This is a genomic window from Methanoregula sp. (assembly GCF_049518935.1).
In the GTDB taxonomy this organism is placed as follows: Archaea; Halobacteriota; Methanomicrobia; order Methanomicrobiales; family Methanospirillaceae; genus Methanoregula.
On record NZ_JBEKRH010000005.1, the window covers coordinates 26,598 to 46,797 of the forward strand.

The window sequence follows — 20,200 nt, forward strand, 5'->3', positions numbered from 1 at the left end:
CCAGTTCGACGAGAGACACCTTATTTTTTACCTGAAGACCTGAACCGGTATAATTCAAAAAAACCAAAACACAATCCAACAATCAGAATACTGCTCCATAGTGCATAATCACTCTTTTCAAAATTCCATTGGGTTGGGGTGGGTGTGGGTGTGGGTGTGAGAATATGTGTTGGCATTGGGGTTGACATCGAAGATGTCGGTAGCGGGGTGAATGTCTCGGAGATATCATTGGTAGTGGGAATCGTTGTTACCGGTGCAACGTTCTCCCTGACAACTACGAATGCGAGGTTGTTCCCTTTAGATTCATATCCAATATTTTGATCGTATTTGTACCATGATCCCAAACGGGTCGCGAATATCGCTGGGTCCACATTAAAGGAATACCATGCGCTACGGTAGTTTGAAAGGGTGAGGATGTACGTTGGAGCGGAATCATATTCATTATAACCATCCCAATACGCCAACTGAGGGTATGGGGGTACAACACCTGAAATATCTATGATATTACCGACTGAAACTTTCTGCCCCTGCTGGATTCTTATAATCCCGGAATCTGCTGCGCTGGCTTCAGGCAAGAACATCGGTGCGATTACAAATATCCCAAATATGAAAACCATCAAACAATGGGATAAATGGTATTTTTTCAATTTCGATCTCTCATCGAGTATCTTTCTTTAAATAATATATGAATATAGCCATATCAGCTCAAGATTATTTTTTATGAGATAGTCTCCCAATCAACATATTGCGAAAATATGGTACCTGACGCTGACACTTTTCGGAGTGCTCTGATTCAAATTTTCAAAGATTCACAACAAAAGGGAATAACGTCTATTGATGTTCGTGCCGGGGGTTTACATGAAAAAGTAGGTGGTTACCCCGGCCCAAATTATCGAATGCCTATTTGTTTCTTTGTCATGCGGAGCTTTCTTGATTCCCAAGATAAAATAGTAACTGTACGCCCAAAAGGATATGGTGCCAATTTAGTTATTCGCTATCATATCCCTCGAAATAAAAATTAAAACGCCTGATAATTGGATAAAAGCCCTAAAATTATATTCGTATCCTGTGAATTTTAATAATTTCGGCAACAAAAAGGCATTCCCTAGCTTTTTTAATAAGAATATTTTGGGGATAACGATAGTACCGATGAGTTTGAGAATGAATACAAAAAGAATGCGCCCAGCAATCTTGATGCTTTTTGAGGTTATTTATTGGGCATACTATTCTCAGGTTCGGATACGTGACTCCAGATCAAACGAAATCATTAAAAACATCCTCCAAAGTGGTATCAAACCGCAACAACTCTGCAAGCACTCTGATCGCGCACACAAGATGCAGCGGCTCTACAAGCGGGTTGATGGTTGATTCATTCTCTGCTTGGATGTACCTGAACTTCGGGCAGATAGTGATGGATTATCGAGCCGGAATTTTGAGTATTATTTTCGTTAATTCAAAAGAGAATCTATTTCGGCTCAAAACTGCAAATCCAGTTCATGGGTTTGTTTGATTTTCTCTCAAAAAAACCATCCTCGAATAACAATCGGAGCCTGAAAGTCAAAGATTTGATGACACAAAATCCGATTGTAATATCAGAAAATGCGACAATTGCCCATGTCGAGGAAATATTTAGTAATAATCGTTTTTGGAGCATATATGTCGGTCATCCTGACCATTATGTCGGGATCATCACGAGAGATGATCTCAAGTTTAGAGTGAAAACTCAAAGTAAATCTTCCCCGGCTTCTTCGATCATGTCAAAAGGAGTTTTCAGTATAGATGAGAATGCAGATGTTGAAGATGCAAACAATTTTCTTTGTAATAAAAAAATTAACGGTCTTGCTGTAACGAGGAATGGAAAACATTGTGGAACCATTACACGATATGATATCAAGAATAAACAGCCAAAATCTCCTGAATTTATGCAGAAAGAAACAAAACGGATTGATTCTCAAATTCCCCCATCGCCCCCCCCAATAGACGCAGGTTTGCTTTGGACAGATGAAGATGTACAATTATTGAGACAATTTTGGGATGATGGAAAACCCATCCAAAATATTGCAGATCTATTGAAAAGAAGTCCCGATGCGGTCGTTCATAAATTAATCGATACCGGACTCATCGGATATAATGATGATAATTGTAATCCAAGACCGGCCCGGTTTGGACTCGTGTGGGATGACCGTGAGAAAAGACAATTATTATCTGAATTTAATTCCGGAATCAGTATCCCTATCATTGCATCGGTTCATCAAAGAAACCTGAATGGCATCTTGCGAAGGTTAGTGAAAATGCATATCATTGATTTTAATGACAGGGGCATTTTGGAAAAATATTCCCAAAATCGTGCCCCCCCCCAATATATCACACCAAAACAGCTCCCGCCAGATCTATCAGACAGGTATACCGAATCAGAAATTATCGGCAAAGGAGGGTTTGCCTGGGTGTTTAAGGCAAAGAGGAAAGATGGGAAATTTGTTGCGGTAAAAATCCCTATTTCACTCGATGAATCAACTGGAAAATCATTTATCGCAGAATTGCAGAATTGGACACGGTTATCTCACCCCAATATCGTTAAAGTGTCCAATTTCAACATTATGCCAAGTCCATATTTTGAAATGGAGCTCTGTGACAGTTCACTCGCAGATAGAAAAAAACCGATTGAGAATGAAGAAGCGGCATGGCTTCTATTCAATATCTGTGAAGGTTTAAAATTCACACATTCAAACAAGATTATCCACCGAGATCTGAAACCCCAAAACATCCTCTTGAAAGATGGGGTGCCGAAGATCTCGGACTGGGGGCTTTCCCGCGAAATTTCGGAGTCAACATCAACCACAGCATCATTGTTCACACCCCTTTACGCAGCACCAGAACAACTTGGAAACAAACCAAAAGATGAACGGACTGATATCTGGCAGCTTGGCGTCATCTTCTATGAACTCGTTACGGGATTACTACCGTTTACCGGTGATTCTATGGTCGAGGTCATGGCAGGTATCGCAACAAAGAATCCAATACTGCCTTCTGCTATAAACCCTTCTTCAGACGATGTTGAATCTATAATTATGAAATGCTTAGAAAAAAACCCAGATAAACGATACCAATCGGTTATTGAGCTTCAGAAAGATCTTGGCCTATATTTGAGGATAACCTATACTAAATCGTTGAAGATGAGTGAAACTGCCAATGATCTTGGGCGAACTGCATATTATTGCGGTGATCTTTTTATGGTGAGTCTTGTAACCGGCGATTTGGAATCGGCATACAAGTATCTTGTCAATCTCGTACAATATGCTAGAGGTGATGTTAAAGATGAAGTCCAAGATTTAGCTAAAGAAATCAAAATGAGAATGGATATGGGGGTTGAACTTCCCGGGGAACTCATTCAGAAATCTCAGATTGTCGCGCATAAAATGGGTTTGATATTTAGTAAGTGCAGTAGTAACGTTACGATTCAGGATAATGTTGCTATAAGAACCGATATCCTAAATCCAGATCACGATAACACCATGGATAAAAAGATTAAACAAACTGAAAATAAAAATGTGACTCCCACACCACGAAGGGGAGATTATGCAGGAATATGCCCAAAATGCGGGTCGAGATTGGTTTGGAGAGTTGCACAGAAAACAGGCGAATTATATCGTGGATGCGACAACTTTGATGGTGGTTGCCGATATCAGGAAAGAAGTTACTGAATCTGTATCGCGAATCTATCCTCCAACAGTTTCACACAACTCCTGCCCCACCATTGCGTTTCTGTTGGTGTATATCGGCGCTGATGAATGTAAATATGCACGCCACTACAAGCGATTTGAGGATAAATTTCTTCCCTGTGCCTGGATGTGCCCGGACTGTGAATAGATCCACGTGGATCAACATATCCAACATTGTCATGGAGTCCGTTATCTTCTCCCCGGAGTCTGCGGGGAGACAAACGACTTGTCCAAGTAGGGATACGTAACGCAAAGAGAGAACGGGGCTCCGGTTCGGGCGACGAAGGCACGGCAACCACAAGAACCCCGTTCTACGAATTACTCATTCAGGCAAAAGGACCTCCTTCTGCAATGGCATGCGAATTCAAAAATCCCGAAATATTGAACTTACGAAACGCAGAAAACGTGGTTTTAAGAAACGAATCTCTCCACCAGCACTTGTATATAGCGCATTAGTAAAACAGATTCGGATCGCATCTCTGTAAGATCCCAGTACCCCGTGTAAGCAAACCAAAAACACGGTGTTTATGCCGAACCCACTCGTTTGATCGGGGCTGCTGGGTGGTCGGGGGGGGGTCAGGAACCCCGTTCTCAGTATCATTTACGCGATATTTTCAAGTTTCTTTTCGATGACGTCAACTCCCTTTTTAACGTCTACCATATTCTTGCCGCCCGTGAGAATGATCTTTCCAGAAGAGAATAGAAGAATGACGATCTTGGGATCTTTGACCCGGTATACAAGCCCGGGGAACTGTTCGGGTTCGTACTCGATGTTTTCGACATCAAGCGTGACCGTTAACTTGGTGAGATTGATGGTTCTACCGAGGTTGTATGAGCAGACCATATTGGTGACTGCAACTTTTGGCTCTTTGAGAGGTTCAATGCCTGCCGTTTTCAACGATTTGACAATTGCCGCAAGTCCATCTGCAACCGCCGTTTCGCTTCGGGCGCCGGTGAGCACAATCTTACCCGAAGAAAAGATAAGGCACGCAACCTTGGGATCCGCGATACGATAAACTGCACCCGGGAACCGTTTCTTATTGAGTTCGCAGTTCTCGACCTTATTTGAAAACTCAACCAGATCAATGGATTCTGCGATGACACCGGATGCGACGATGTTCTCGATCTTCAAGGATTCGTACTTCTTATCTGCCATCAATTATCCTAAGGTTTTGTCTGAATCATAATAGTAATGGAAGACCCTATGGCAGGTCTCCGGTTTCTGATTCGACACCCCACGCGTCTGCGTACTCGGTTGAACGAGACTACATGACGTTGGACGTAGTGCAGGCTTTATATATGTAAACACCCTCTAGCAGACCATGCCAACGACGGTTACACGGGGTTCACGTTCCCTTAGGAAAACTCCCATATTGAAGACGCGTATCGTTGAAGAACAAGAAAATTCTGATATTGTTATCACACTGAACCGGAAGCATCCGTCCACCCGGACGGAGTTTGTGATCGATGTCCTTGAATCGGCAGGAGCTGCGGGGTTATTCGTGAATGCACTCCTTCGAGGCTGGAACGATTACCGGGACAATCTCGGTAAGCCCCGGAGTAATTACGCCGCCTTCCGTAAGCTGGTATTCTCTATGAGGCAGAAAAGAATCATCGAGAAGATTCCCGATCACGAGATACCGCCTAACGATCTCAAGGGAACTGCACCATGGAAACGATCATTCTACCGGTTGACCCGCGAATTCCTCGCATCACGGTATTGAGTGTGGACATCATGGACACGGAAATCAATCGGTTCACCCAGTACCTCACGAGCGTAGGAAAAATACCGGCAGCACGAATATACAAATCCAGCCTGCGTGGATTCTCCTTCTGGCTGAGTAATCGCCAGAAGACGCTTGACACATTCACTGTGATAGATGCACAGGAGTACATGTCAGGTGTGAAGAACAACTCGACTGCGAACCTCTTCCTCGGGGCAGTTCGTGGATACATGAAGTTCCGAAACGTGACGCTCCCTATCGGAGATCCACGAGTATTGATCGAAACACAACGGGAGAACCAGTTGCGAGGATTGAAGAGTCGATCGAAACGCACCAAACGTGAGAAAGTTGCACTCACTGTCGATGACTTGCGGGAATTTCTCGCAGTGTTGGGGAGGATGCCAAAGACCCCGCGCAACGAATTGGTTTACAGTGGCGTGATACTTCACTGGTACTTTGGCGCCCGTCCCGTTGAACTTGGGTACTGGTTACGTACCTCGGGTGTGGAACACCCATCAGAGATAAATTGGAAGAATCGCACCATGCAGTTGTATACGGCGAAGACGGGAGATTATAGATTCCTTGCATGGCATCCCGCAATCACATCCCACCTTAAGCGGTGGTGCGCTGCAATTCCCTCATTTCTCCATCCCAATGCGTGGCTCACTACGAGGATCAAGGAATATACCGTTGGCGGAGTCCGTGTTACTGCCAAGACCGGTAGACGCACAGTGCAGACCCAGTTCCGGCTGTCCGGTATTCCGGATTATATCACCGATGCAGTAATGGGGCACGTCAGTCGCAGCTCGGCGATTGGCGATATCTACACGGATTTCACGCAGCTGGAGTCCCAGATCAAGGATGCTATGATCCGAGACCACTACATGATCAAGAACGGGATCATCTGATGCAGGAGATCGAATTACTGATTTCGTGCATGTTCAGCGTCGGAATTTGGACACCATTTTTGAAATTCCGAGAACGGGGTTTTTGCAGAGTTGACTACGTTCCCGACTACGTCCCTTCTTCGGGATAGATTATTACTTATTGTTCGATAATCGGGTTGTTGGAAGTTATGGCTGATCAGGTGCGACGCTAGATTACGCTGCGACCGTCCACAACTTTCATATTTTAATCCACGTACTCCAAGGGGTGCGACTTACTATGATCTTTCAGAGAGTAACTCCGAGCTGATTTCAATCCACACACCCGCACGGGGTGTGACCCGGATGGCGCTGCTCATCATCCTGCGCGATATCGGATTTCAATCCACACACCCGCACGGGGTGTGACTGCCGATGCGACGGAGTAGCGTATATATACAATGTATTTCAATCCACACACCCGCACGGGGTGTGACTTCTACCAGGGGACCACCTATTTTCATATTCAAATTTCAATCCACACACCCGCACGGGGTGTGACAACACCACTTACCAGATAACATATAATGTGTATAAATTTCAATCCACACACCCGCACGGGGTGTGACATAGGCATTATGTGCGCCTCCCAATATAGTCCTATTTCAATCCACACACCCGCACGGGGTGTGACATCCCCTTCCCGTGCAGCCCGGTCAGCTCATTGATATTTCAATCCACACACCCGCACGGGGTGTGACTCAAAAGTTGGCGTCCCACTGCAATTTGTATCCCGATTTCAATCCACACACCCGCACGGGGTGTGACGTCCCTGCACCTGTGGCATTAACGTTATTTGTTGATTTCAATCCACACACCCGCACGGGGTGTGACTTCTGGGGCTGGTGTGAGCGATGACGGCGAAGCAATTTCAATCCACACACCCGCACGGGGTGTGACTGGTTCTCGTCCCAGTTCGGCAGCGGGAAGACCAATTTCAATCCACACACCCGCACGGGGTGTGACTGGTTCTCGTCCCAGTTCGGCAGCGGGAAGACCAATTTCAATCCACACACCCGCACGGGGTGTGACTTACGCAGGCGATCACGATCGGCTTCTTCTTTGGGATTTCAATCCACACACCCGCACGGGGTGTGACGTGTAGTGGTAGTTTATCGCCACGGCTCCGATAAGATTTCAATCCACACACCCGCACGGGGTGTGACCCAAACGGGCACCCGGCACGATCGCGGAATATGAATTTCAATCCACACACCCGCACGGGGTGTGACCTCATACACCTCCGTTATCCATTAATCTCTTTTTGATTTCAATCCACACACCCGCACGGGGTGTGACTACCAACTCTGCGGCATGGATCGCCATCAGCACGATTTCAATCCACACACCCGCACGGGGTGTGACAGGGGTGGTATTATTTACCATCCCCTCTTCCGTCATTTCAATCCACACACCCGCACGGGGTGTGACCTCTATGGAGGAGATTACCAGATGGGTGCATTATGATTTCAATCCACACACCCGCACGGGGTGTGACATTACAAGAGTCGTAGTCTGGTGATCGGTAATCGTATTTCAATCCACACACCCGCACGGGGTGTGACTTTGCATTGCTCACACCAATCTCTAAACGCTTTTATTTCAATCCACACACCCGCACGGGGTGTGACAACCTCATCCTGTAGACGAGCCTAATGAGTTCAGATTTCAATCCACACACCCGCACGGGGTGTGACGATGTTTCAAGAGACGCGATCTCAAACTCTTTGGATTTCAATCCACACACCCGCACGGGGTGTGACTCTGCGTCGCTTACATCCGACATGATCACGCCTCATTTCAATCCACACACCCGCACGGGGTGTGACGTCGGGAGTTTCACCGATTCATTATCGGTCATGTGATTTCAATCCACACACCCGCACGGGGTGTGACCTATCGTCACGACCTGAACCCTTATTGTCGGCGTATTTCAATCCACACACCCGCACGGGGTGTGACATTCCCGCTCCTGATGGAAGTCGTACCCCTCATAGAGATTTCAATCCACACACCCGCACGGGGTGTGACATAGCCATATCACTATGTATCTTGTATAGTGGTATTTCAATCCACACACCCGCACGGGGTGTGACGCTACAGTATCGGCAAATCCCTCTTATTCCACTGATTTCAATCCACACACCCGCACGGGGTGTGACTTCCACCGAATAATATCATCATCCAATCCAATCTATTTCAATCCACACACCCGCACGGGGTGTGACAATTATGCCACCCAATCCCAGACAACAGTCAATGATTTCAATCCACACACCCGCACGGGGTGTGACCGCAAATGATCAGATTATGTTCACAATGAATTAAAGACTAATCTCTCATTAAATCCAGAATCAACACAAATATTAACCCGGATCAATATTTTTTCCAATCTGGAGTTTCGAGAAAATGATCTACGCTTATTAAATCGGACATAAAATATAAATAGTATATTCCAATTTTTCTTGCGAAGGTCTCGGGATAGTCATGGTCACTTACGGTTCGCAGCGATTATGCAACTAATAATCCTTCGGGGTCGTATCCTTTCTTGTTCCCAAAGTGTTCGACACGCTCTTGCCAATTACTACCAAGGTAATAGAACCGGATACTGTCCTTCTCGATATTCATAATACTGCACAGGGAATGTTTAAGCTTTGCAAACTGGGCGGGATCAACGAGACATTCGAAGACAGAGTTCTGCACTCGCTGTCCATAATCCACGCATTCCTTCGCAACCTGCCGGAGTCTTCTTCTTCCTTCCGGCGTTTCTGTATTTACATCGTACGTGACCAGAACCATCATACCGCACCTCAGTTCATAAAGAATGGCGGATACCCCTCCATATCCCCCCGAAGGAAGCGGGCCATCAACATTGCCTGGGCATATGGTAAGAGTCCGACAGGAATCTTCTCGTTCAGATACGGATGGGTTATCTCGTCCTGTTTCCTCTTTTGCCATGCAGCGAGCACTTCCTTCAGTCCCTTCTCCGTCATGATGATCCCGCCGCCTTCCTTTTTCAGGAAATCATCGCCACATACCTGTTGCAGGTTTACAAGGTTCAGCGCGAGCCGATCCACGATGAACGGCCGGAGCTCTTCCATCATATCCAATGCAAGGCTCGCTCGTCCCGGCCGGTCTGTGTGGAAAAATCCTACGTATGGGTCAAGTCCGACAGTTTCAAGCGCGGACTCGATATCGTGTGCGAGAAGGGTGTACAGAAACGATAGCAGAGAGTTCATGTTATCGCGGGGCGGCCGACGGTTCCGCTCCACTACAAAGAAGTCGTTCTTCTGTTTCAGGATCAATTCATCGAGAACATCGAAATAGAACTTCGCACAGTTCCCCTCAATGCCCCGAAGCGAATCTGCATTTGTGCATCCCTCGATCTTGAGGAGATTCTCTACGAGAAGTGAATCTGTACACCGGATCCTATCGCATTTTATCACGTCGCCGTGGTCCCTGATGCCTCTCCCGAGGACGGTCCGGCAGTTGACAACCTTTCCTGCGATGAAGCATTTCGCGAGATTCAGCGACGCTTCAGCATCATCTGCCATGCGGTACTGGGTGCGTCTGAGGAGAACATTTCCACGGACCCGGCCGCTCACTCTGCCGAGAAATTTCCCGTGAGGCGTTAGGAACGAGAGACCTACATTATTATCGGAACAGAGCCTCATCAAGGCGGGACTCGCTCCCATGTAACCGAAGCAGACGATGCCCTCAAGGTTGTGGATGGGAATGCGGAACCGTTCTTCATTGCCGACCTTGATGATGACATTTCCCCCGTCCCGGTGTAGGAAGGATTCCGGAGTTGTCACGTAGAGGGTGTTGAGCAATTTTCTCATGCTGGGAATATCCTCGTAATACTGAAACGACCTGGAGGTAGATCGTTCATATTGTCTTCAGCAGTCATTCGTGCAGGCATCTTGCACATGTCTTCCAATGTAATTGCGGACAGAGACTTTTCTCTTCGTCAATCTCGGAAGACAGACATCGACAAGGGAACAGAGGGAGCAGTTGGAACCTGTTGCTTCGGGTGTAGTTCCTCCACGGAATAATTCGTGCATCTCATTGGCGAGAGATGAGACAAGACTCCGCAGTTTATCGGTAATTTTGAGGTGGAGTCTCCGGTGGATTTCGTTATAGTAAAAGTCAGCCTCATCGATCCTGACTCCGAACATCTCCTCAAGACACATAACCTGAGCGCAAAGCTGGACTGCATCGCGTTCATCGATCTTCGGCTTTCCTCGCTTGTATTCCACCGGCTTCATGGTCCATAACCCATCAAAGCCGGGAAGAAAGATTCCAGCGTCAGACCTTGTGCACTCGATAATGTCGGCGACTCCGTTCAGCCCTAATGTATAGGAGACGAGTGGGAATGCACGTGAGATGAATACATCTCCCCGGCTTTCGTTGAAGAACGGGTCATCGACATTCTCATGGATGATGTGGCCTTCAGTTGTCCGGAGATTATCTTCCCACTGACGCTCGATGTGGATCAGAGCCCACTGCCGCTTGCAAAAACGAAAATGCTGTATGCCGGACAACGAGAGGAGTTCATCGTCGGTATATCGTTTCCCGGTCATAGCTTTTCGATAATCTCGACTCCCTTTGGTACATCTTTCGCGATCGTAATCTTGTAATCCGAGAACGAACGCGGGGGCCGGTCTTTCGAAAGCCGTTCGACCTTGACCTTGTCGAAGAGTATGTGTGACTGGCAGCATCCGAGCTCGGTATCGTGCTTGAAGACAATCAGCTTCCGGGCAGAGAGTTTTCCCCGGGATGCTGAGTGATCGTGCTCGAACATGTTGACGAGAGCCTCCCAGAGAAGGGCGAGATCCTCTTCAGAGAAGCCGGTCGTCTTCTTGGCCAAATTGGCAGAAACGTAACCCTCTGCACGGTACAGACCGTACGGCACGATCTGCTTTTTGCCCATCGTCTGGCCTTTCTCGGCATCCTTAGCGTTCGAGACAGCTTGCCGGGTGATCGTCACTTCCTGCTGGAAGATCGGATCCTGACTTCGGGAGAAATTGAGCTGAACAGGACCACGGACCTGACCGCAATTCACTTCCAACATCATGACCGCACCGAATGCGCGAATGTCAAAGAAATGCTTGCACATGAATTTTGTCAGTTCGTCATCCTTGGGCTTCTTTGAATCCGGCTTCCTGCCAAGAGCGGCGAACGCTTTTGTGTGTTGCTCGTTGAGGACAACACCATCCTTGACATAAATGTCATAACCTTCTTTCCCCGCTCTGACCAGATCGACATAATCCCTGATCTTCCGCTTGAGGCAGACATCGGTTACTATTCCGTAGCCGGTCTGGGGATCGACCCTCGGCATGTTCCCCATATCGGGATCGCCATTCGGGTTTCCGTTCTCGACATCGAACAACAATACAAACTCATACCGGTTCTTGATTACATCGCTCATGATTCACTCCCCTTTTTTTTCTAGATTGCTCTCTTTCTTTTTGAAGAACTCTTTGCGCTGGTGATAGTAGCCGATCATGAACATCCCCTGCTGCTCAAGGTTCAGGTATGCCGGGAATTCATCGACTCCTACCAGAACATCCTCAATCTGCTGGTTCGACTTGAACCCCCAATCCGATTTGGCGATATGGTGCTGGGCAAGTTTCAGCAGGACAGGGAAGACAACGGCTGGCGTTGTCGAAGCGCTGCTGAAATACTTGCTGTTGATGGTGCTCTTCATGTCCTTGTTCGTATCACTCTGCGTTTTTTCGAGTACCGCAAACAATCTCCCGAGACGGTACGGTACACTCTGGCTTTCTTCGTTCAGACTCACGGTTATCATATCCTGTTCATTCTTTGTTCTGAATCGGGCGAGGCGCACCAGGTAGGCTTTGATAAAACCCGCCCGGACGTAGTTGATCGATCGCTCGACTTTCACCCGGTTCAATATCATGTTATACATCTGGACCGGGTAGGGCATGTTGTCGAGAATCGATCTCATGAGAAGACCCCCGAGGAGCGGGGACGACACCTTGTCTGTGGAGCTCTTGGGAATGGTCTCTTTCAGCAGGCGGTTCACTGAGATGTATCGCGGTCCCAAATCATCCCTTACAATTTCCATATCGAGATGATGGCGGGCCACCCTGGTAATGAAATTCCCGAAACTGTCTTCGTGCCAGTATCGGACAGCGAGGCGCGCATTGTTGGGAGACAAGCCGAGAATGTAGAATTTTGTTTTTTCCGGGTCAATGCCTAGATCATTTTCCTGGAGATATTTCCCGTCCTTCACTTTCTGGAGAATATCACTGACAAGTTGCAGGGTCTTATGGTCCTGGACTTTCGAATCCCCAGAAGACTCTTCTTCGGTCTCTTCCTGATCTTCGGTGGGGTTGATGAGAAAATGTGCGAGATCCTCACAGGTATTCTCACGTGTCTCTGCCCAGAAAACCGTTGTCGAATCCCCGATCTGGAGCCGGTTCCTACTCTTCCGGTCAAGAAGGAAGTTCAATGCCGTCGTGTATTTGAACATCGAAACTTCACCGACAGGGGCATTGAAGCCTTGTGACTTGCCATAGGATTCGAAAGAATCCTCGTTGAAACTAACAAGAGATGTTCCCGATGGCTGAGCACTTGGTCCGTGTACTCCTATTATTTTTTGATGCAATCGACTTATCCGTTCAGTTTTTCCACTCACGAGACACTGTGCAACAGTGTTCTTTTGCCCTAAACCATCTGACGAGGAATGTCTCTCCCACACCAGTCGAACTGAGGGAAGTTTGTGGAGAGAAATCCCGTTCACATCGAATACAAACATTCCGCCAGCGAGGATCTGCTCTTTATACTCGGCGATTTTAAGGTGATTAAGAGTTAGTTCCGGTTTCCACCCGTCAAGAAATTTCAGAAATGATTTGATTTCAGGATCTTCGCTCCCATCAAGAAGCGAATGATGAAGGATTCGGAACTGCCTGTAGCATTCAAGCGAGCGTTTTGATACAACTATGGACTCGTCTTTTTCCGTATCAAGAACCGCGATGTAGTCCTTCTTACCTTTCGATTTTTTCTTCTCATTGTTGTCGACTTTCTCAATACCAAAAACGTATTTTTCATTATCGCACAGGAAGTAAGGCGTGACTGCAACTACCCGGGACTTTTGGTAGGGAACTTCCATCATCTTCGGAATCGGTTTTTTTCCATCAGTCCTGAGATCGAGAATATTAGTGAGCTCTCCCTTGCTCGAAATTATCAGTGCGAAAGAAACTTTTGCCGGGCTGTACCCCAATTTGGGTATTGGTACTGAATCGTCTCCAGCGAGAATATCATAATACCGGGCGAGGGACTGGATGATCACGAGAAGACACCTTCTTTGAGGCACTTCTGCACATCGATCACACCGTCATTCATGGAAGCCCTGAAGAAAACAGCTTTCATATCATTCGGGAAATCGATATCCCAGAGCATAAGCCCGAGATCTTTATTTCCGTTCAGATTGGATCTAGGGATTTCACTATCGACAAATTCGAACTGGACCGGGAACTCCCGGCACCCGAAGTACGGGTGATGGAAACACTGCCCCTTTCGCATCCGCCGGAGCGCGATGTTGTAATGTTTCTCGACCGTGTCCTCCGTACCGGCCTTGTCTGTCAGGTTGAAATGCGCTTCGATGTAGTAACAGACGTCGCGCAGAACGAGTGACGCACGTTGGACCCGTTCATCATTGGAATCTGTGAATAGAACTGCTTCCTTCCCTAGAAACGCGTTTTTCACTTGGGCGAGCGGAATTTTTCCCTTCACTTCGTTCCTGCGGATGTTATCAAATTTGATTGGGTTCATGACATGAATCTGATCAATCTCCCATGTGATCGCGGGTTTCCAGTAGATGGCTTCAAGAATCCCTCGTGCCGCCGAAGGCGTCATGACATCGTAGCTCACCCGCTCGACCTTCATCTCCGGTCGCGTAAAACAGGCGTAATCCCCCCAGACTTTTAACCTGATTCCAAATCCTATCGTTTCCACCCCCTTATACAATCAATAGTGATCCGTTCGCACCATTATTTTTTCGATTTAATAATCCTGTCTTATCTGAGTAATCATCCCGGGATTTTAATATATAAAACCGGTCACCGACTAGGTCGATGGCATGCAAACGTTCGAGCTCCCTGAATTCATTTGGATATATGTTGACCGTGTATCCCTGGAGTTGTCTGACGAATCTCCAGGGAAAATTAGAGTTCCGAAGATCCTGGATATTCGATGCTGCTTTTTCATCGTACGGAATAATCAGATCCTTTGTTCCTTCTTCGATAATGCTGAATGATGACCCGATATCCTCAAACGGAAATGCGAGTTCCCTGCTTCGCTTTTCAAGAGACTGGAGAATTTTCTTTGTATCGAGTCCATCATCACCCTTGTAGTGATAAAGCTGTCTGAAATAATCTGATACCGTTGACGGTGCAAGTGCATCAGTTGAATTCGCAAGAACCATCTCCCCGACTTCTGCGACAAGGCTCTGCCAGTGGGTAGCCTTACCCCACAACTCCGTTGATTTAAAGATGTAAACCTCTCCGGATGCTACCTTCCCCTCGCGATTACACCTCCCTGCTGCTTGGGCGATTGAATCGATCCCCGTCATCGCCCGGTATACAACCGGAAAATCGATGTCCACGCCAGCTTCGATCAACTGTGTTGAAATTACCCGACAGCCCCCACCTTCCTTGAGCAGATGCTTGATTTCAGCGATCTGTTCCCTCCGGTGAACCGGGCACATCCTTGCGCTGAGGTGGTAACAGTGACCGGATTTTTCAAGTTCGTCGAAGAGTTTCTTCGCGTGATTCCGTGTATTCACGATGCACAAAACCTGATGGTGCTGCCGTAACCTTTCGGAGAGAACGTCATCACTAACAGATCCAAGATCCGTAACGTTCACCCGTCGGAATGCATCATATAATTCTGCCGGTGATTTCATGATCTCGACTGGTTTCACCAGATCATCAAAAAGCTCGTCGAGGTTTGGCTGCGTAGCTGTGCAGATAACCACCGTAGAACCGTAGTTTCGGACGAGCTCTGACAGCGCAGCAAGGCAGGGTTTCAGGTAACCGGTGGGCAGCATTTGTGCCTCGTCGAGAATGATCACGCTCTTCGCAAGGTTGTGCAACTTCCGGCATCGGGATCGTTTATTGGAGAAAAGCGATTCGAAGAACTGGACGTTGGTGGTTATGACGACGGGCATTTCCCAGTTTTCTGTTGAAAGCCGGAGAGCTTCTTCTCCGGAATCCATATCACCGGTATCGACTTTGTCCGGGTCGAAGTTGCTGTGGTGTTCCAACACATTACGGCTTCCGAAAATATTTCTGAAGACATCCGCGTTCTGTTCAATAATGCTCGTGTAGGGAATGACGTAGAAGATCCGTTTAAGATCGTTTTTCTTCAGATGCTCAAGAGCAAAGCCCATCGATGCAAGGGTTTTCCCCCCCCCCGTCGGAACCGTCAGGCTAAACATTCCCGGAGGGAGAACGGCTTTTTCAACACACTGATCGTAGATTTCTCTCCGGTATTTGTTTATCCTGTTATCTTCAGCACCGGAAATTCTCGTACACATGTGCTCTTCGAATCTTTGCTTGAGGATCTCGAATGACTCATACTGTCCACGAACAGAAGATTTTTCAGGACTCATGAACTCTTCGGTGTCCAGCGAATCTGCGTCGACAAGACACGAGTAAACCATCCGAGTAAAAAATGAAAAGCAGAAACCGGTTTGTTTAGGAAACGGTTTCAGGGCTAGACGGAATGAACTTTGATCGGGAAGAGTGATTTCATTCCGGTAAGAAGAATAATCTGGTAAAACTGATTTCGCCATTCGCTTTTCTAGTCCACTCTCGGGGCTGCCATAATTAAGGAGGCCTCCATGGTGACCGGTTATCACATACGCCAGCATCCGGCTATAGGATGCATGATATTTTTTTATGGCTTCTCTTGCCCCAGCGGTTGCGTGGTCGACAGGGATGTTGACACCTTCAAGGCGTTTCTGGAATTCGGGGGAATATTTTCCAAGATCGTGAAGAAGGCCGCCCGCATACGCAAATTCACTCGCTTTGAAAACATCTGCAAACTCCGAAGAGATTTTTGCAACATTGTTCAGATGAACCCTGAGGAATTGCCAGTCGGATTTATCTGGGTTTGGTGTCGTATGTGCGTAAAACATTGCCGGCCGTATATCTATCTTCCAATACTAGAGTGTGTAAAGTTTTCGCCTCTTACAGAGATTCTGACAAGTTGCCGGTTTGAAGGATATTATGATGTGAAAATCAGTTATTAACCCCACCCTTATCAGAACCGGCAAGCCCGTGGTTTTGAGATTATAGTGTCTCGCTGCTGGTACATTCGGGATAACCTGCCGTTGCTGTATAGGTTCATATTAGTTGAATCCATCCATGTGATGAACCTGGCCGACCAACATTCATTAAATCCGCCTTGCAAGAGAGCAATTCTTATCAAGTTCCTCTCCCACCTCTGCAAGAGCCCCATTCCGCCGAATACACAAGTCCGGTGTAGCAATATTCCGATACATCTCGACGGTTGACATCCCGAACCGTCATTTTTCTGGGTATGAGCAATTTCAGATAGTTATGGTTTTTATCATCTGATTACAATCGTTAATACTATGGAAGGCACCGGACCGTCCAAAGGCAACACCCATGTTATTTTCATCGGAGAGGTTTCCCGGGTACACGAAGCATTCCGCACTTCCCAAAACACTGACCCGTTGAAGAAAATAGTACTGGTGATCCCGGAGGACAGGTTACCCGAATTCAAGCACCTGCGCGACGAGTTCTCGAAGTTTTGCACGGAGGTCATTGTCAAGGGCGTCGACATCGCGGATGTTGCAGGATGTGCGTTAGCGGTCTATGAACTTATCACGAACGAGAAGAAACGGGGGGGCGTTGTGACGCTCAACATAACAGACTCTTCCGTATTTGCGTTCACGATCTCTGCCGGAATTATCGGATCCGTCACTAAGTGTAAGGTGATAACCTCCACGGGGAACGATATCCCCGTTTCAGTACCTCTAACCCCGTACTGCCGAATAGCCGCGAAACGATATGAGATACTCAAGGCATTGGGGGGGACGGGTGCTGACAATACTGACTCTTTGAAAAAGAAACTCGATAAACTCTTTAAAACGGGGGGGATTGTGGATAGCAACCTGAGCGCGCAGTTGAAAATCCTCGAAGACCGTGGATTCATTGTCCGGGAAAAGAATCGTCAGAATCCTCAATCCAAGACTATCAGAAGAACCACCCTCGGCCTTCTCATCCAGAAAGCGTACGAGGATTATCCGTCCTCCCGCTCCAAGAAATAGACCATATTTTTCCTCAGTTCACCTAGCCGGCCATCTTCCCACATCATTTTATACTTATGATTTAGAACATAAGTATAAGGTTTGTAAAATAAGTAATTATCAACAGACCTTATTCGGGGAAGTGATAGCATGGCAACGAAGAAAATACAACCTCCCCAACGGGAGGATTTCATTGAGGCGGATTTGCACGACCTGTCCGATTGCATGAAGTTACGGGGTGTCCGGGAAGTTTCACGGAGCAAGGACTTGAGTCATTTCCGGAGCCTGATCCGGGTATTCTCAGAGATTGATCGTAACAACAGACCACGATCAGAGCAACTGGAACTCATACGAGAAATCTACAAGATTTTCGTCGTATTGGGGACTTTTGCCCTCATGGAACTGACGGACGCACTATCGTCCACTGATGAAAAAATCCGGAGTGCTGCTGCCCAGATCATCGGGTACCTCGGATTCTGTCAAGCAATCCCGGCATTGCTTCAGGTTCTGGATGACGAGTCCCCGGACGTTCGGAAGTATGCGATTCGGGCATTCGGTGTGATCCGGTATTCCAGTGATACGATAGAAGGTGCGGTGATCAATGCACTAAACGATTCTGATCCGGGAGTGGTTCAAGAAGCGATCATCGCTGCCGGCCGGCTTGAGTTGAAGAGTTCAGTACCTCATCTGTCGGTAATGGTAGAGAGGATCCCAGAAACCTGCGATCTCTCGGATATCGAGCATGATCAGATATTCTATGCGACGCGTGCGCTGGGGTTTATCGGCGACCGTTCTGCAACGCCAATGCTCCTGAAAGTACTGAGAGAACTCGTGGACGACGGTTGTCATGTCCCAAACCTGCTGACATTCGGGGTTATCGACGCACTCGGGGATCTCCGGGATCCCGAATGCGCGAAGGTGCTTGTCATAGCCTTATGGGATTTTCAGAGGCAAGCTTTCAATATAACAGACGAAGATGGTTACGAGATTCGTCGTGACGACTACGATGCGTTAACTGAGGCGGTTGCCAGAATACACCGGGCGCTGTACCACTTAGAACGGGAAGCGGATGAGATCATCATCAAAGAATTTATGGAGTGGATAAAAGATCATCGCGAAGGTCGAGGGTCTGAATGTAACTCCTTCGAAATTCCAAGACCCCCGACAGGAGGAATGCGACTTCTTGGATATATGAGCTCAAATCCACAGGAATCCTTCGCCAACGGGCTCATCGAAGTTCTCCAGGCTCGCGGGCAACCGGTCATCGATCCGGCCATGGGCATGCTTAAGAGCCCGTATCAAGAAGTCCGCATTCAGGGAGTGCGAATTCTCGCGGGGTTCGCGGCGGGAAACGAGAACGTCGTCGAACTGTTCCGGAACCTGTATGCAAACGAGGACGAAAACGAGACCGTTAAATCGGTCGTATTCTCGTCACTGTTGGAAGTAGAACCTGCAAAAGCGCTTGCAATGTTCAAGACAACCGTCGCGAAACCCCGTAGAACCTTGACCAGCGGGTCGGAAATATATGTCATCAACCAGCTCGGGTACTCGACGCTCCAGCAGTTAACGGGTGTACTAACGAGTAGTCGAAATGACGCGACGAAAGAGAAGGCTCTGGATATTTTTTCCGTGCTTGTTAATGACACCAACGCAATGGTTCCGCCAGTGGATAAGAAAAGCCGCCGATTACTCCGAAGGAGGAGGATCTATCATGAAAGAAACTACATCAGATAAAAAGCAGGACTCAACACTTCACGTCGTAATCGTCCTTGACAGATCGGGTTCGATGGGAGAAATCCAGCAGAGTACAATCGATGCGTTCAACGCCTTCGTTGACAAGCAGCGAAAGGAACCGGGAGCAGAGACAACCCTGTTCTCACTCTATCTTTTCTCGGACACTGTTCAACGCCTTTGGAGCAACGTTCCTATTGGACAGGTCACTAACATCACCCAGGCGGACTACCTACCAAATGGTCAGACTGCTCTTCTGGATGCGATTGGAACTGCAGTGAAGGAAACGGAGCAGCAGCAACTGGACGATGTATTGGTGGTCACCTTGACCGACGGTCAAGAGAACCATTCTCGCATATACGGTTTCGTGACCGTCAGAGACTGCGTATTACAAAAATCCACCGAGAACTGGGAGTTCATCTGGCTGGGTTCGGATGGGGGGTCACGACATTTTGCACAAATGCTCGGGATTCCACCAGAGAACATTGAACTCTTCGCGGTTACAGAAGAAGGAATACACGATTCTTGCAGTAAGATTTCGGATTCGATTTCCTTGAAGAAACAGTCCGGGAGCACATCCGGGTGGAAAGGCGACGCTGCCGCCCCAACAGCACCCGTAAAAAAATCTGCACATAGGAAGAAGCACAGTAAGAGTCCATGAAAGAACCGGGGTACCTAACAGGATCCCCGTTCTCGCATGATCTCTTTTTTCCACTTAACTTGTATTTTAACATATTGGCGCGCGCTTTTGCAGGTTTACGTCTGAAAGATCACCACAAAGTATAAGTAGCCTTACTG

Annotated in this window: 15 protein-coding genes and 1 CRISPR repeat array; of the genes, 6 read left to right on the forward strand and 9 right to left on the reverse strand. The window is 47.5% G+C overall.

Features of this window, described 5'->3' with window-relative positions; all coding sequences use genetic code 11:
- Positions 1-20: 20 nt before the first annotated feature.
- The gene (locus ABSE13_RS05285) at positions 21-617 is read right to left on the reverse strand and encodes a DUF3821 domain-containing protein (protein WP_424027540.1); all 597 of its coding nucleotides are present in this window, start codon (positions 615-617) and stop codon (positions 21-23) included.
- 879 nt (positions 618-1,496) lie between these two features.
- On the opposite strand from ABSE13_RS05285, the gene ABSE13_RS05290 reads away from it, so the two are divergent.
- Positions 1,497-3,701 carry a protein kinase domain-containing protein gene (locus ABSE13_RS05290; RefSeq protein ID WP_424027459.1) on the forward strand — a complete coding sequence of 735 codons (2,205 nt, stop codon included), beginning with the start codon at positions 1,497-1,499 and terminating at the stop codon, positions 3,699-3,701.
- A gap of 619 nt (positions 3,702-4,320) precedes the next feature.
- Here ABSE13_RS05290 and ABSE13_RS05295 read toward each other — a convergent pair.
- Positions 4,321-4,875 carry a TATA-box-binding protein gene (locus ABSE13_RS05295; protein ID WP_424027460.1) on the reverse strand — a complete coding sequence of 185 codons (555 nt, stop codon included), beginning with the start codon at positions 4,873-4,875 and terminating at the stop codon, positions 4,321-4,323.
- 166 nt (positions 4,876-5,041) lie between these two features.
- On the opposite strand from ABSE13_RS05295, the gene ABSE13_RS05300 reads away from it, so the two are divergent.
- Both ABSE13_RS05300 and ABSE13_RS05305 read left to right on the forward strand, forming a co-directional pair.
- Entirely contained in the window at positions 5,042-5,443 is a 402-nt protein-coding gene (locus ABSE13_RS05300; RefSeq protein ID WP_424027461.1) for a hypothetical protein, read from the forward strand.
- Between the two features lie 11 nt (positions 5,444-5,454).
- Positions 5,455-6,351, forward strand: a complete 897-nt coding sequence (locus ABSE13_RS05305; protein WP_424027462.1) for a hypothetical protein — start codon at positions 5,455-5,457, stop codon at positions 6,349-6,351.
- Between the two features lie 285 nt (positions 6,352-6,636).
- Positions 6,637-8,660: a CRISPR direct-repeat array (repeat unit 32 nt; unit sequence ATTTCAATCCACACACCCGCACGGGGTGTGAC).
- 217 nt (positions 8,661-8,877) lie between these two features.
- On the opposite strand, the gene cas2 is transcribed toward ABSE13_RS05305, so the two are convergent.
- Genes cas2 through cas3 form a run of 7 tightly spaced genes read right to left on the reverse strand, consistent with a single transcriptional unit; the run spans position 8,878 to position 16,534 of the window.
- Complete coding sequence (gene cas2 / locus ABSE13_RS05310; RefSeq protein WP_424027463.1) at positions 8,878-9,168, reverse strand: CRISPR-associated endonuclease Cas2; 291 nt, start codon at positions 9,166-9,168, stop codon at positions 8,878-8,880.
- An 8-nt stretch (positions 9,169-9,176) separates the two neighbouring features.
- Positions 9,177-10,208 carry a type I-C CRISPR-associated endonuclease Cas1c gene (gene cas1c, locus ABSE13_RS05315; RefSeq protein ID WP_424027464.1) on the reverse strand — a complete coding sequence of 344 codons (1,032 nt, stop codon included), beginning with the start codon at positions 10,206-10,208 and terminating at the stop codon, positions 9,177-9,179.
- A gap of 57 nt (positions 10,209-10,265) precedes the next feature.
- Positions 10,266-10,949, reverse strand: a complete 684-nt coding sequence (gene cas4 / locus ABSE13_RS05320) for a CRISPR-associated protein Cas4 (RefSeq protein ID WP_424027465.1) — start codon at positions 10,947-10,949, stop codon at positions 10,266-10,268.
- The gene (gene cas7c, locus ABSE13_RS05325; RefSeq protein ID WP_424027466.1) at positions 10,946-11,797 is read right to left on the reverse strand and encodes a type I-C CRISPR-associated protein Cas7/Csd2; all 852 of its coding nucleotides are present in this window, start codon (positions 11,795-11,797) and stop codon (positions 10,946-10,948) included. The genes cas4 and cas7c overlap by 4 nt, the downstream gene beginning before the upstream one ends.
- A gap of 3 nt (positions 11,798-11,800) precedes the next feature.
- Positions 11,801-13,708 (reverse strand): type I-C CRISPR-associated protein Cas8c/Csd1, encoded by a 1,908-nt coding sequence (gene cas8c / locus ABSE13_RS05330; protein ID WP_424027467.1) that lies wholly within the window; start codon positions 13,706-13,708, stop codon positions 11,801-11,803.
- Positions 13,681-14,349 carry a type I-C CRISPR-associated protein Cas5c gene (gene cas5c / locus ABSE13_RS05335; protein WP_490356172.1) on the reverse strand — a complete coding sequence of 223 codons (669 nt, stop codon included), beginning with the start codon at positions 14,347-14,349 and terminating at the stop codon, positions 13,681-13,683. The genes cas8c and cas5c overlap by 28 nt, the downstream gene beginning before the upstream one ends.
- Positions 14,350-14,353: 4 nt before the next feature.
- The gene (gene cas3, locus ABSE13_RS05340) at positions 14,354-16,534 is read right to left on the reverse strand and encodes a CRISPR-associated helicase Cas3' (protein WP_424027468.1); all 2,181 of its coding nucleotides are present in this window, start codon (positions 16,532-16,534) and stop codon (positions 14,354-14,356) included.
- Between the two features lie 459 nt (positions 16,535-16,993).
- On the opposite strand from cas3, the gene ABSE13_RS05345 reads away from it, so the two are divergent.
- The 3 genes from ABSE13_RS05345 to ABSE13_RS05355 all read left to right on the forward strand — a co-directional run bounded on the left by ABSE13_RS05345 (position 16,994) and on the right by ABSE13_RS05355 (position 20,063).
- Complete coding sequence (locus ABSE13_RS05345) at positions 16,994-17,692, forward strand: hypothetical protein (protein ID WP_424027469.1); 699 nt, start codon at positions 16,994-16,996, stop codon at positions 17,690-17,692.
- A gap of 129 nt (positions 17,693-17,821) precedes the next feature.
- On the forward strand, positions 17,822-19,405 hold the full coding sequence (locus ABSE13_RS05350) for a HEAT repeat domain-containing protein (protein WP_424027470.1): 1,584 nt from the start codon (positions 17,822-17,824) through the stop codon (positions 19,403-19,405).
- Entirely contained in the window at positions 19,383-20,063 is a 681-nt protein-coding gene (locus ABSE13_RS05355; protein ID WP_424027471.1) for a VWA domain-containing protein, read from the forward strand. Before ABSE13_RS05350 ends, ABSE13_RS05355 begins: the two co-directional genes overlap by 23 nt.
- The last annotated feature ends 137 nt before the right edge of the window (positions 20,064-20,200 follow it).

Excerpts from the sequence above, each read along its gene's own strand:
- cas3 (WP_424027468.1), bottom strand. The coding sequence starts at position 16,534 with ATGTTTTACGCACATACGACACCAAACCCAGATAAATCCGACTGGCAA.
- ABSE13_RS05355 (WP_424027471.1), top strand. The coding sequence starts at position 19,383 with ATGAAAGAAACTACATCAGATAAAAAGCAGGACTCAACACTTCACGTC.
- cas7c (WP_424027466.1), bottom strand. The coding sequence starts at position 11,797 with ATGAGCGATGTAATCAAGAACCGGTATGAGTTTGTATTGTTGTTCGAT.
- ABSE13_RS05295 (WP_424027460.1), bottom strand. The coding sequence starts at position 4,875 with ATGGCAGATAAGAAGTACGAATCCTTGAAGATCGAGAACATCGTCGCA.
- ABSE13_RS05300 (WP_424027461.1), top strand. The coding sequence starts at position 5,042 with ATGCCAACGACGGTTACACGGGGTTCACGTTCCCTTAGGAAAACTCCC.
- ABSE13_RS05350 (WP_424027470.1), top strand. The coding sequence starts at position 17,822 with ATGGCAACGAAGAAAATACAACCTCCCCAACGGGAGGATTTCATTGAG.
- ABSE13_RS05345 (WP_424027469.1), top strand. The coding sequence starts at position 16,994 with ATGGAAGGCACCGGACCGTCCAAAGGCAACACCCATGTTATTTTCATC.
- cas2 (WP_424027463.1), bottom strand. The coding sequence starts at position 9,168 with ATGATGGTTCTGGTCACGTACGATGTAAATACAGAAACGCCGGAAGGA.
- cas1c (WP_424027464.1), bottom strand. The coding sequence starts at position 10,208 with ATGAGAAAATTGCTCAACACCCTCTACGTGACAACTCCGGAATCCTTC.
- cas4 (WP_424027465.1), bottom strand. The coding sequence starts at position 10,949 with ATGACCGGGAAACGATATACCGACGATGAACTCCTCTCGTTGTCCGGC.
- ABSE13_RS05305 (WP_424027462.1), top strand. The coding sequence starts at position 5,455 with ATGGACACGGAAATCAATCGGTTCACCCAGTACCTCACGAGCGTAGGA.
- ABSE13_RS05285 (WP_424027540.1), bottom strand. The coding sequence starts at position 617 with ATGGTTTTCATATTTGGGATATTTGTAATCGCACCGATGTTCTTGCCT.
- ABSE13_RS05290 (WP_424027459.1), top strand. The coding sequence starts at position 1,497 with ATGGGTTTGTTTGATTTTCTCTCAAAAAAACCATCCTCGAATAACAAT.